Genomic DNA, 12,452 nt, shown 5'->3' on the forward strand with positions numbered 1-12,452 from the left:
TGCAGAGGCAGTGAGGGTCGAAACCGCGGGCCGAGGATCGACATGGGCCGAGATCGTTACCGTAACCAGGAGCCAAAACTCACCGGCTCCGAGCATCCTGAGGATGTGAAGTGAAGGTCCCGAACCCAGACAGGGCAGTTGTCGACATCCTGAAACTAACGCATTACTGTTTAAGGTGATTTCCGGGAATGCATCGACCAACATGTAGGGGCGACTTTAGTCGCCCGGTAACCATTGGAGGCATGTACGGCCGGGATGCTCATTCCCGGAAATCGCCTAAGTCAAGAACACCCCAGAGGCACATCTTGTTTCGTGTTATGGGGTCTTTAACTCATGTCATCTAAACCGCGTCCAGAGCGAGATGCTCACTTTCGAGTGAGTTCGAAGTTTGGTGCATCCACGACCCTTAGCGGGGGACGCGGTTTAAAATAATATAATTTTAATATCTTAAACCGCGCCGACTCCAGCGGTCGTCAAAACTGCCGGGGCCGATCCCATCGAAAAACATCGCATACCGCACAGGGCGCGGTTTAAGGTTCGCTCACCTGACTTCCGCCGATCTTTCCGCACTGCGGCACCGGGCGAGAGGCGGCGGCGGAAGGGTCCGTTCTCGACCCCTATGTGAAGCTTCACATAGCGACCCAGACCGGCCACCGAGCCGAGCCCTGATTCCGTCAGGCCAGGATGGCCTGACGACGCATTCGGTGGCCGCTGTGGGCGAAGGGATGATCGAGGCCCCATTTCCGATTGAAGCATAATGGGGATCGGGCGGGGCGGGAGCATGCGATGCTCAATCTGCGGGATCCTGTGCCTTGGCCGATGCCGGCAGCCGCAACACCCGTTCGCTGCGCCAGACACGCACAATGCGCACACGCAAGGGGTCCCGGCGATAGACAATCCGGAAAGGCGGATGGATCAGCTCGCGCAGAAAAGGTTGTTCGAACTCAGGAACGACCCGCCCGATGTCCGGGTGGTCGGCGAGCACCTCCACGCGTTCGAAGATCGCGGCGACGAGTCGCTCGCCGACCGCAGGTAACCCCTCGTCGGCGTACCATGCCAGGATGCCTGCCAAGTCGCTGAGCGCGGACTCAGCGAAGCTAACCCCGACGACGCTCATGCCCCTAGGCCAAGCCGAATCTAGCCTTGGCCTCGGAGAGGGAGACCTCTCGGCCGGCGTCCAGATCGGCCAATCCCGCGACCACCGCGCGCATGAAGGCGCGCTCCTCCGCAGCCTGCTCGTAGTCGGACACGGACTGGATGACGGCGACCCCCGTCCCCTGCTGGTGAGAAGCACGGGCCTATGGGCCTCGACAGCGTGTTTGACCACGCGACCGGGGTTGATCTTCAGGTCAGTCAACGGGACCACGTCTTCGGAGAATCTCACGCTTATGGACGCCTATCTCTGGGCTTGCATGGCGCGGACAGTAGCACCTGTTAAGTGGTCTGCCAACGTAGCTGACAATCCCGAGGGGTCCCAAGGGGGAAATTCGGAAGGGCAGCGACGTGATCTCGTTTGCCTCGGGAACCGTATGCCGGATCCTTGACCTCGCACTTGGTGCGTGATGCCGGCGAGTTCCCGGGGGCAGGGCGAGCTCCAGGAACAGTATCTGTCATTCAATGCCACGACGGGTGTCCGCTGCCCGCTCGACTGCGGACCCCGTCCGGCGACGCACCAGTGTCAGCTCTGGGTCGCGACTTATCGCTCGTTGCAGCGCGAACGACTTCCCGCTTTCAGGATTGACCTGTCCGGCAGCGGTCTGTCCTGAGCGGCGGCTTGCCGACGCTCTCGAGGCATCTGCCTTGCGCGCACGCTGTCATGCGGGTCGGTTTGGGGTATTGTCCTCAAAACAAACGAATTATCCCGCTCTCCCGGATGGCCGAACACGATCCTTCCTACAAGCTCCTGTTCTTGGCTCGCCGCACCCGAGCAGGACAGTCTGCGCCGTGCCTTCGTCGTCTGGCTCAAGCGCGTGCTGCTGCCGGCGCGAGTGCCGGGCGCCGAGCTACCGAACGTCAACAATCTTCAGGAGATGCGCGCCATGTTGGCCGAACGGGTGAAGACCTGGACCGAGGAGTGGAAACAACAGGGACTGGAGCAAGGGATTCAGCAAGGTCTCAAGGAAGGATTGTCCCGGGGAGAGGCAAGGCTGCTGCGCCGGCAGTTGATCCGGCGCTTTGGAGCACTGCCGACCTGGGCCGAGGCACGCCTCGAGCAGGCGGGCGAGGCCGATCTCGAGGTCTGGGCCGATCGCGTCCTGGACGGCACGACCCTGGAAGAGGTCCTCGAGGAGCCGATCTAAGGGATCGACTGCCGGGGGCAGGGTCTCGCGCCGAATTCCCGAGCGGCGCTCAGCCGTGACTGAGCGCCCACGTTTCCCCCAGCGCTCGTTGTGCTCGGCAGTGTCGAGAGCGTCGTCAACCTCCACTCCTAAACCGCGTCCAGAGCGAGATGCTCACTTTCGATCAAGCGAACCTCTTGGCCAAGGACTTGATCGCGATTGGCGCTGTGCCGAGGAACAGCGAGGAGGACGCCCTTCATATCGCCATCGCTGCGGCATCAGGCATCGACTACTTGTTTACCTAAACCGCGCCCGGTGCGGTATGCGATGTTTTTGGATGGGATCGGCCCCGGCGGTTTTGACGAACGCTGGAGTCGGCTCGGTTTAAAGTGATTTCCGGGAAAGCATCGACCAACATGTAGATACTCTGTTCTGACGCAAGTCCGATTTGCCTCCTATCCATCATTTTTTTCTATCCTCATCGTTGTTTCGGCGGGATGGTCGTTGAGCAGCTGCCAACCCCATCGGACCCACCTTCGATGATGGATGGGGCTTGGCTGCGGGTGGGGCGCGGGCGGACTCCGTGTGGACAACACGTGAATGCCGCAAGCGGGCGTGTGGACAAGCCGGGGACAACCCGCTCCCGGCGGGTTGCCCCCACCTTGACCACACTCATTCACCCGTTGCCCACACTGCGCCGCACTGAAGCCGCTGCTGGCTGCGAGCGTCTGCGACGCGACTGCTGCTGGTTTTTGATCAATGAATGCCCTGCGCCGTGGTGGTTGAACGCGCTCGTCTTGTCGGCGGCTCTTGGACGGCCACGCGCGTGCTGTCGGGCCAACCGAGGAGGGTGCCGTGGCGGACATCGCCGAGGTGCTCATGCCGCGGCCTCGCGAAGCAAGCAGAAGCGGCTGCCGTCGAACGCTTGGCGGTGCTTGAGCATGGCATAGATGGCATGCAGCAATTTGCGCATGACCGCGCAGATGGCCTGAATCTTCTTCAGGCCGCGCGCTTCGATGAGATGCGTGTAGTAGCTGTTGACGTGCGGTTCATGGCGCGCGGCGCTCAGCGCGGGCATGAACAGCGCCTTGCGCAGGTGGGCGTTGCCGGCCTTACTCAGGCGCGGGGGTTTGTTCACGCTGGTGCCCGAGGTGCTCTGGCGCGGATCCAGTCCGGCCAGGGCGACCCATTGCTTGGCACGCATGTCCTCGGGCAGCACCAGCAGCTCACCCATGAGCTGGATGGCGCTGGCGGCGGCGATGCCGGGGATGCCGGTGAGCAGCCGGTAGACCTGCGCAAGCTCCTCGTCGGCGCTGATGCGCGCATCGGCCCAGTCACGCAGGGCATCAATCTGGGCGGTGTACTGGTGGATGCTCAGGCGCACGTCATCCAGCACCACGGCCGGCGTGGTCGTGCTTTGCAGCAGCGCGTGGAGTTGATTCTTCGCCCGCGTGCGATCGACCACCAACGCCTCCAGGCGCCGGGCGCAGGCGCGCAGCTCCAGTGCCTCGGTCGCCGGGCGCCGCCATGGCTCGAACGGCATGCGCCGGGCAAACTGCGCCAGCACCCCGGCATCGACCGCATCGCTCTTGTTGCGCGTCTGCAATGCCTCGGCAAAGCGCTTGGCGGCCTTGGGGTTGAGCACCATGAGCGCCAACCCGGCCGCATCGATGGCCAGCGCCAGGTCCAGGTGATAGCTGCCGGTCGCCTCCAGGCACACCCGCTCCACCCGCGCACCTTGCAAGGCCTTAATCAGCGCGGCATGACCGCTTGGTGTGTTGGCAAACTCGCGGACCTTGCCGAGCTTCTCCTCGGTGCTGACGGCCAGCGCCAGGGTCTTGTGGGCCACATCGATTCCGGCTGTATTCATCGTCTGTCTCTTCAGGATGCAACGCGATATTATGATTCCCGGTTCCCCGACCCTGTACCCTCGCCTACCGACCTTGTGTATGCAGGCTCCCGGACATGTCCACGGCCTCGGATACTCTTCGGTATGGGCGAAGAGGGCGGGGAGCCCATCTACATGCAAGCTCTGAACAGCGGAACACGACATCCAGGCTTCAGGGGCGAACGGCTTCCCGGGCACTCTTCATAAAGTCCGTTTATCGCTTTCCTTGTCAATCCCTTCAGAACAGAACATACAAGGGGCGACTTTAGTCGCCCGGTAAGCATTGGCAACACGCACGGCCGGGATGATCATTCCCGGAAATCGCTTAAGCAGAGATCGTAGCAATGACCGGGCAACGTCGAGAGCTTCGGCAGCGAGGACGCCCGCGCAAAACGCAAGCGTCCGAGCCCGTAGGCAGAGTCCGCTTCTAACTCGCTCCCACGCTCCGCGTGGGAGTGTAGCCTCGACGCTCCGCGTCGAACCCCGCGGGCCGGGAAACCGCATCCGATCGAGACGCCCACGCACCCACCGGGCGTCGGACGCGGAGCGTCCACAAGACACTCCCACGCAGAGCGTGGGAGCGAGCTAGAGGCCGATCGGCCGTTTCCGAATGTGCGACGGGAGACCCCGGACTCCACCCAAGAGCGGCCACCCTTCGGCACCCATCGCTGAGTTTGTGTAACGTTGGGATGCTCCTCGCCAACGCTAAAGCGGTTCATCTGCCGAGATTACAAGCGATAGACCAGTCCGCCGCATTGGCAATCAAACTCGGCCGAGTGTCCGATCCATTGTTGTAGAATGAAAAACCCTCGCCCCAAACCTGCGTCTATGCCCCATTTTTCCGCTGCCATGGCCCCAATCGCTGACCCGTTGTTCACCCTCAAGCTTCAGGCTTACCGATCGTTTCGTGACGAGACAAGCATCGACATCCGGCCGCTGACCCTCTTGTACGGCTTCAATCAGGCGGGCAAGAGCACCCTGGTGCGGCTCCTCGCGCTGCTGGCGGACTCACTTGCGCCCGGCGCCGGCCCACTAGATCTGCGGAGCCCGGCGGTACGCGGGGCGACCTTCAAAGAACTTGGCCACTTGGGGCGCGAACCGAACCTGTCGCCCTGGCTGACGCTCGTAGCGCCGGGGCGGCCGGCAGATCCCACGCTCAAGATTCAGTTTACGGACAATAACGGACTCGCGGTCAACCGGATTTACCTTATCCCGGGACCCGACGGTGACAAATTCAAGGTTGACTTGGCCGATATCGTCGACCGGGTTGGTAACGGCATGCGGGGGAATTACGAGGGCAGCTATCGAGGCCAGGATTGGAGCGGCTCTCTCCACTTCGAAAGCTTGATTCCCGAGGGCTTGCCGGACGATGCCAAAGGCATCGCGGATGCGGTCCGCGCTGCCCTCGCACCACTTGATCGGTTGCAGTGGCTCGATGCAAATCGTCTGACGGGTGGCAGCGAGACCAGAGCGGTCCGCTGCTGCCGCCCAGACGGTGCGGACCTGCCCGAACTCCTGCGGACCGAGGCGGGAGCGGCCGTACTCGCAAAGGCATCCAACTGGCTCGCCGAGCACGAGGGTCTCGGCGACGAACTTAGCCTGCGCAGCGGCCCCTCTGGCCGGCATCAGATCGTTCACCGGGCCTTCGGCCGGGAAGCACTACCGCTGTATCTGGCTGGCGAGGGGATTCGCGCCCTGCTGCCGATCTTACTATGCGCCCTGTGGGCGGAGACCCGCGCCCCCGGGGCGCCAACCATGCTCGCAGTCGAGGAGCCGGAGGCGCACCTGCATCCGACGGTGCAGGTGGCACTGTTCGATCGCCTGGCGCAGACCATCCGTGCCGGCATTCCCGTGGTCTTGGAGACCCATTCCGTCTATTTGCTGCGGGCCATGCAGCTAGCCGTGCTGGAGGGGCGTTTGACTCCCGAGGAAATCGGGCTGCACTGGGTCGACCAGGGACCAGACGGGGCCTCTACCGTCACAACCATCGGGATCGACGCCGACGCGACCCTGACCGATTGGCGCCCTGATCTGTTCGAGAAAGAGCAGGAACTCGCCCACCGTATCCTGGACCTGCGCTGGAAGCCGCAGGAGGGGGCGTGATCGTCTGGATGGACGACGCACTCTTCGCGGGTTCGCACCGGGACTTGGATCGACTGGCACTCCTGCGCAACGCCGCCAGACGCCGCCATACTTTGATCGTCTCGACGAGCCCCGCCGCGCCTTGGAGTGCGCGTACTGCGCCCAGCTTCGATACATGGGCCGCGGCTTGGCCGGACGGCCTACGCTCGGAACTCAAATTGATCCGAGAACGGCTCAGCATCGTCTCGGTTACCACCTTGACCCGGGGTGCCAAGCGGGTGCTGGTCTGTGACCGGGACCCCGGCCCGGAGCATGTGGGCTGCAGACTGTCACTGGAGGACGCGGTACGTGCCCTGTCGCTGCCGCTGCATGTCCTGATCGAGCACCAGATACACGATGCCGCCTTTCTTCGCCGAATACTCCCGCCTTTGTGGCGTGCCCGTTTCTCGGAATGGGAGCGTCGTGGCGAACTGCGCTACGAGCATGGTGGGGGACTAGGGAGTTCAATCTGACCCGATAAGGCACGAAATAGCTCATGCCGGTCTCGTGTCGCGGGGTGCGGGCGGTGATGCGCCGGCTGTCCTGCCGCCGGCCGCCATCGACAGCCCTGTCGCCTCCAGGCACACTTCGCGGCACCGGGATCCCCCAGCCGAATCCGAGCCGACGCCGACCGATGGACACCTTCAAAACCCCCGTGGCCCGATTGGCCCGACTGTTCCGGGCATCGCGCGATGCGTGGCGGGCCAAAGCCCTGGACAAGCAACAGCGCCTGCGCGCGGCTCGGGTCAAGATCCGGGATCTGGAAGCGAGCCGTGCCTATTGGAAAAACCGGGCGCTGGCGGCGCAAGGCGGTGGCCCGCCTGCGGCGTCGGAGGCGACACCGGTCGGCGCGGCGCAGGAGCCTGACGCTGCGGCTCGGCAGCAGCTGCGCTTGCCCCCGCCCGGTCACCGGCATTCGCTCCTGGTCATTCAACTGACGCTGCAGATGTTTCTGGGTGCCGGACTCGGCAGCCGCGGGGTGCCCCGCGTACTGAGTCTGCTCGCGCCCTGGATGCCGGTGAGCCTGCCGGCGCATACGACGGTCCTCAACTGGGTTTATCGCTGCGGATTGGCGATCCTCCTGCAGCCTCCGCAGCGGCGCGAGGACTGGATTTACATCGCCGATCATACGCTTGAACTGGGCACATCGAAGTGTCTCGTGATTCTGGGCATCCCCGCCGCCCGGCTGCTCGAGACCGGCTACAGCCCGTCGCACCGGGCCATGCAGGTGCTCGCCGTGAAGGTGACGACGCACAGCACCGGGGAGTGGGTCGCCACGGTGCTGCGCGAGGTCGCCGAGCGCACCGGTGTGCCGGTGCAGATCGTCGCCGATCACGGCAGCGACCTGCACAAGGGGATCACGCTGTTTCGCCGGGAACAGACGACAGACTGTGTGGAAACCTATGATATTTCGCACCGCATCGCCACCCTGCTCAAGGCCGAATTGCAGCCCGACGCGCGCTGGCAGACCTTTCTGGCGCACTGCAAGCGGACCCTGGCGTCCTTTCAGCAAACCGACCTGGCCTTTCTGTTGCCGCCGCGTCAGCGCACCAAGGCGCGCTTCATGCACGTCGACACCCATGTCGAGTGGGCGCAAAACCTGCTCGCCTACCAGGAGCGGGGAGATTTCAGTGCCGTTCGGCCCACCTGCGTTCTGACGGTCGCCGCCGGGACCACCTGCGCGACCGTTTGGGCGTCGCCCGCGTGCGTCCCCTGCACGTGCTGCTGGGCCATCGGCATCCCGACAAGGCAGCCTTCTGCGAGGCCATTCAGGCGGCGTCCGACCTGCAGCTCACGGATCTGGACGACGCCTTTTGGGATCTCGCCGACACCGGCCGCGCCCGCTTCCTGGAGGGCTTCGCTTGGGCGAGTGCCTATCGCGAAGATCTGGCGATCTATGCGCAGATGATGGAACAGTCCAAGGCCATCCAGAGCGTTCTCAAGTCCGAGGGACTGCACGCCGGCGTCTGCGCATCGCTTCAATCCACACTCGCTCCGCGCACCGCGCTCGCTCCGCGAGCCGCCCGCTTTACCGACCGGGTCTTGGAACAGGTCGAGGTACAAGCCGCCAAGATCCCGCCCGGCGCAACCTGGCTGGCGTCCTCCGACATCATCGAATCGGTGTTCGGGAAATACAAAACCTTCACCGCACGCGGCCCCCTCAAGGAGATCGGCCGGCTGGTGTTGGCGATTCCCGCCTTCCTCACCGATCTGACGGGCCCGCTCATTCACGAGGCGATGACCTCGGTGCGTACCCTGGATGTCGAGCACTGGGTCAAAGCGCATCTCGGCGACTCCATGCTGGCCCGGCGACGACAGGCGTTCAAGGCGCCGAAGCTCGACATGAAAACGGCATGAAGGTTTTGATGGGAAAGACCGGGGGATTGAACATCCTAGTGGGGGACTGTCAGTCATGTCGGCTCTGATTAAGTTCCACTGCGACGATGAACGTGCCCGTTTCGCGTTCGGAATGCCGGCGGAGATCTGGCGGTTGGTTCATTTTATCATTTGCGACCACGATGGAAATCGTCCCGATACGCCTGGCCCTGACTCCGGGGAACTTGGCCGGACCTGTGACGCGGCGGATTTAGCGGGACGCTGGTACCGTCTGGAACGATGCAAACAAGAGCACTACCTACCGATACCGGCATTGCGGGCAATCGTCGAAGAGCGAATCACCGATCCGAACGCTCGGGAGCGAATGGCGGAGAACATCGATGCGCACGCAGCAAAGGGCGATCTGCGCCACTTCGATCCATTACCAGAGCTTGGAAACGCGGCCTTCTTGAAGAAGGCGTTCATGACCGCGAGCGGCGAATGGCCAGACCAATGGTTTGAAGAAGACGGCGCCTGGCCCGAGATGACCCGTCTAGCCGAGCGGATCGCATCCGCCATGTGACCGGAGACCGACCATGCCCTTCTATGAGCGACAGCCCTATATCTCACCCCTCCATCAAATTGTTGCGGAGGTGCTGCGGGGCGAGATCCTGATACCGCGATTCCAACGACCAGGTACCGAGTGGGAGCCACCTCAGCGTGGGGATTTGCTGGACAGCCTCTACCGTGGCTTTCCAATCGGGACCATCCTGCTTTGGTCCACCACTATTCAGATCAACACCAAAGACGTCGTCGGCGGATTCAGGATTCGCAAGGCATCGTCCCGGGACGGACAACGATTGCTGCTGGACGGCCATCAGCGCCTCTCGACCTTGATCCAAATTCTCGGACCTGGGCTTGTCCAGGACCTTCAGCTTGCCAATATGGTGTCGGTAGCGGACGACACCGACATGGCCAACCAGACGGAGCTGTGGGTCTTCGAGCTCAATCTAACCAAGAGCGACACGCCAACCAAGAGCCGCGACAGATTCGTTTTGCTGAAGCCCGGCCAGAGCCCAACTCCAACCCAGCTCCCCTTGAGCCATGCCCTCAACAGGACCGCGCTCAACCGCTGGGTGCGGGAGCAAGGGAAGAATCTTACAGAGCCGCAGGTCACGGAGGTCGATGCCCTTCGGGACCGGCTGCGCGAGTACAACATCCCGGTTGCGGTGCTGGCGGTCGACTCCCTGGAGGACGCAACTGAGAGCTTCAAGCGCATCAACTCCAGTGGCGTCCCGATGACCGATTTCAACATGGTCGCCGCCCTCGCCTATCGGGCCGGATTCGATCCTCAGGAACTCTTCGAGCAGCATCGCAGCGAGTTGCTTGAGCCGATCGGCTGGCAAGACATCCCCGATATGGACCTGCTCAGGGTGTGCGCCGCCCTTGCCCAACAGCATCCGGCTAAGATGGATGTCGATAAGCTAGCACAACAGCTTGCGGAACACGACGGACTGATCCCGCGGGCCTTCCAGGCGATGGCGGCTGCCGCTGAGTTGGTCGAGGATCTCTGTGGGATGACCGGCCCCGAGGTCTTGCCCTATTCCTGGCAGCTCATCACTCTGGCCGTATGTCTGGGCTCCGACGGCGAAGGCCGATCGGACACGAAAGCCCGCGAGGCGATCCGCCGCTGGCTCTGGCTGACGACGTATGGCGAAGTCTTTGCCGGTGTCAACTCGGCCATCTACGACCGCAGCCTCAAGGCCCTTCGGGACATGATTAAGGGCGATTCGTGGCAGGCGATGGAGCGCGATTTCACTACAAGGGTGCGCCCGGTCCTGAAATTCGATTTTCGGGCGGCGCGCTCAAAGGCAGTGGCCTTGGCTATGGCTCGGCACGAGGACGGCGGCAATCCGTTTGGAACTGCGCATGAAGCATTAGCCGTCGGCGCCGAGGCTATCGGCGTGCTACAGCCGAGCGGCAGACGATCTGATTGGTGGAATCGGGTGATCTTGACTGCGGGCTCTGTTAACAGTTATCGAACGGCGCTCAAAAATCGAGCGGCGGGAATCTCTCAGCCGGCCGAGGATAAGCTACTCGCCAAGATTGGGGTCGAATGCGAGAGGCAGGGGACGATAGCAGACTTGCTGACCGCTCGCCGCGAAGCAATCGAGGCCGAAGAGCGGCAGTTCGTCATGGATGTGGGGTTTAAGTGGGCGGACGCCGGTTGAAGCGCACGGACCAGCCAGACACACCGCCGACCGCGGTTGGGACGAGCGAATACTCGCGTGGAATCGGGGTCGGGTCTTTCCTTTTTCCCTTAGGGCCAGACGAACCGAGACGGCCGTCTGCTGACCTCTCCACAGCGGACGCTCGCGTGGCGTGCGCGACCGGCGGTTCTGGGTTGTGACTTGTCCCTCGTTGCAGCGCGAACGACTTTCCGCTTTCAGGATTGACCTGTCCGGCAGCGGTCTGTCCTGAGCGGCGGCTTGCCGACGCTCTCGAGGCATCTGCCTTGCGCGCACGCTGTCATGCGGGTCGGTTTGGGGTATTGTCCTCAAAACAAACGAATTATCCCGCTCTCCCGGATGGCCGAACACGATCCTTCCTACAAGCTCCTGTTCTTGGCTCGCCGCACCCGAGCAGGACAGTCTGCGCCGTGCCTTCGTCGTCTGGCTCAAGCGCGTGCTGCTGCCGGCGCGAGTTCCCGGCGCCGAGCTACCGAACGTCAACACTCTTCAGGAGATGCGCGCCATGTTGGCCGAACGGGTGAAGAGCTGGACCGAGGAGTGGAAGCAGCAGGGTATCTCCGAGGGCGAAACCAAGCTGCTGCGCCGGCAGTTGGTGCGGCGCTTCGGACCCCTGCCGGCCTGGGCCGAGGCACGCCTCGAGCAGGCGGGCGAGGCCGATCTCGAGGTCTGGGCCGATCGCGTCCTGGACGGCACGACCCTGGAAGAGGTCCTTGAGGAGCCGATTTGAGGATCGACTCCGGTGCAGGGTCTCGCGCCGATTTCCCGAGCGGCGCCCAGCCGTGACTGAGCGCCCACGTTTCTCTCAGCACTCGATGTGCTCGGCAATGTCGAGCGCGTCGTCAACCTCCACTCCTAAACCGCGTCCAGAGCGAGATGCTCACTTTCGATCAAGCGAACCTCTTGGCCAAGGACTTGATCGCGATTGGCGCTGTGCCGAGGAACCGCGAGGAGGACGCCCTTCATATCGCCATCGCTGCGGCATCAGGCATCGACTACTTGTTTACCTAAACCGCGCCCTGTGCGGTATGCGATGTTTTTGGATGGGATCGGCCCCGGCGGTTTTGACGAACGCTGGAGTCGGCGCGGTTTAAGGTGATTTCCGGGAAAGCATCGACCAACATGTAGGGGCGACTTTAGTCGCCCGGTAAGCATTGGCAACACGCACGGCCGGGATGACCATCCAGCCCGCGCCAAGGGTATCGGACAGAAACCCGGCAGCGCGGTGGTTTGGAGGATGGGTTTCGCCGACGCTCTACCCATCCTACGCGTTCACTAACTCGCTCCCACGCTCCGCGTGAGAGTGTAGACCCGACGCTCTGCGTCGCGTGGTGGCGCGGTCGTGCAGCGTCGAGGGTCGCAGTGCCGGAGGTGCGCGTCGGCATGGTGGCAGGGACGCGGAGCGTCCCGGCGACACTCCCACGCGGAGCGTGGGAGCGAGTTCGAATCGCCTTAGGCGAATTCCGGAAACCTTCATGCCAAGGGCGTAGGTTGTGCCGAGCCGTGCGAGGCACAACCAAGCTTCGGCGCAAGTTGTGCTTCCTATCGTCAGCACAACCTACGGGTATGGAAGTTTGCGGAAATCGCCTTAACAGTCGC

General features: G+C 63.1%; 10 protein-coding genes and 1 pseudogene. 8 read left to right on the forward strand and 3 right to left on the reverse strand.

All coding sequences use genetic code 11. The features are described 5' to 3' along the window. Positions 1–790: 790 nt before the first annotated feature. Positions 791–1,117: a type II toxin-antitoxin system RelE/ParE family toxin gene (locus KFB96_RS19380; protein WP_213460579.1), complete on the reverse strand. Its 327-nt coding sequence runs from the start codon at positions 1,115–1,117 to the stop codon at positions 791–793. 4 nt (positions 1,118–1,121) lie between these two features. Continuing rightward, a pseudogene (locus tag KFB96_RS19385) lies at positions 1,122–1,390 on the reverse strand (type II toxin-antitoxin system Phd/YefM family antitoxin). A 580-nt stretch (positions 1,391–1,970) separates the two neighbouring features. Here KFB96_RS19385 and KFB96_RS19390 point away from each other — a divergent pair. Then, on the forward strand, positions 1,971–2,300 hold the full coding sequence (locus tag KFB96_RS19390) for a DUF4351 domain-containing protein (protein ID WP_213460581.1): 330 nt from the start codon (positions 1,971–1,973) through the stop codon (positions 2,298–2,300). A gap of 856 nt (positions 2,301–3,156) precedes the next feature. Here KFB96_RS19390 and KFB96_RS19395 read toward each other — a convergent pair. Beyond that, on the reverse strand, positions 3,157–4,149 hold the full coding sequence (locus KFB96_RS19395; protein WP_213501503.1) for an IS110 family transposase: 993 nt from the start codon (positions 4,147–4,149) through the stop codon (positions 3,157–3,159). Between the two features lie 888 nt (positions 4,150–5,037). Between KFB96_RS19395 and KFB96_RS19400 the strand changes: the two genes are divergently transcribed. The 7 genes from KFB96_RS19400 to KFB96_RS19430 all read left to right on the forward strand — a co-directional run bounded on the left by KFB96_RS19400 (position 5,038) and on the right by KFB96_RS19430 (position 11,583). Continuing rightward, positions 5,038–6,270 (forward strand): AAA family ATPase, encoded by a 1,233-nt coding sequence (locus KFB96_RS19400; RefSeq protein ID WP_213460583.1) that lies wholly within the window; start codon positions 5,038–5,040, stop codon positions 6,268–6,270. After that, on the forward strand, positions 6,267–6,761 hold the full coding sequence (locus tag KFB96_RS19405; protein ID WP_213460585.1) for a hypothetical protein: 495 nt from the start codon (positions 6,267–6,269) through the stop codon (positions 6,759–6,761). Before KFB96_RS19400 ends, KFB96_RS19405 begins: the two co-directional genes overlap by 4 nt. A gap of 161 nt (positions 6,762–6,922) precedes the next feature. Next, positions 6,923–8,197: a hypothetical protein gene (locus KFB96_RS19410; RefSeq protein WP_213501436.1), complete on the forward strand. Its 1,275-nt coding sequence runs from the start codon at positions 6,923–6,925 to the stop codon at positions 8,195–8,197. Beyond that, the gene (locus KFB96_RS19415) at positions 8,194–8,646 is read left to right on the forward strand and encodes a hypothetical protein (protein ID WP_213501438.1); all 453 of its coding nucleotides are present in this window, start codon (positions 8,194–8,196) and stop codon (positions 8,644–8,646) included. The genes KFB96_RS19410 and KFB96_RS19415 overlap by 4 nt, the downstream gene beginning before the upstream one ends. A gap of 55 nt (positions 8,647–8,701) precedes the next feature. After that, positions 8,702–9,187, forward strand: coding sequence for a hypothetical protein (locus KFB96_RS19420; protein WP_213460588.1), 486 nt, complete (start codon positions 8,702–8,704; stop codon positions 9,185–9,187). Positions 9,188–9,200: 13 nt separating this feature from the next. Beyond that, positions 9,201–10,835, forward strand: a complete 1,635-nt coding sequence (locus KFB96_RS19425; RefSeq protein ID WP_213460589.1) for a DUF262 domain-containing protein — start codon at positions 9,201–9,203, stop codon at positions 10,833–10,835. Positions 10,836–11,358: 523 nt separating this feature from the next. After that, positions 11,359–11,583, forward strand: a complete 225-nt coding sequence (locus KFB96_RS19430) for a DUF4351 domain-containing protein (RefSeq protein ID WP_300970530.1) — start codon at positions 11,359–11,361, stop codon at positions 11,581–11,583. The last annotated feature ends 869 nt before the right edge of the window (positions 11,584–12,452 follow it).

It is taken from the genome of Thiocapsa sp. (genome assembly GCF_018399035.1).
Lineage (GTDB): Bacteria > Pseudomonadota > Gammaproteobacteria > Chromatiales > Chromatiaceae > Thiocapsa.

Excerpts from the sequence above, each read along its gene's own strand:
- KFB96_RS19380 (WP_213460579.1), bottom strand. The coding sequence starts at position 1,117 with ATGAGCGTCGTCGGGGTTAGCTTCGCTGAGTCCGCGCTCAGCGACTTG.
- KFB96_RS19395 (WP_213501503.1), bottom strand. The coding sequence starts at position 4,149 with ATGAATACAGCCGGAATCGATGTGGCCCACAAGACCCTGGCGCTGGCC.
- KFB96_RS19410 (WP_213501436.1), top strand. The coding sequence starts at position 6,923 with ATGGACACCTTCAAAACCCCCGTGGCCCGATTGGCCCGACTGTTCCGG.
- KFB96_RS19415 (WP_213501438.1), top strand. The coding sequence starts at position 8,194 with ATGATGGAACAGTCCAAGGCCATCCAGAGCGTTCTCAAGTCCGAGGGA.
- KFB96_RS19420 (WP_213460588.1), top strand. The coding sequence starts at position 8,702 with ATGTCGGCTCTGATTAAGTTCCACTGCGACGATGAACGTGCCCGTTTC.
- KFB96_RS19425 (WP_213460589.1), top strand. The coding sequence starts at position 9,201 with ATGCCCTTCTATGAGCGACAGCCCTATATCTCACCCCTCCATCAAATT.
- KFB96_RS19430 (WP_300970530.1), top strand. The coding sequence starts at position 11,359 with ATGTTGGCCGAACGGGTGAAGAGCTGGACCGAGGAGTGGAAGCAGCAG.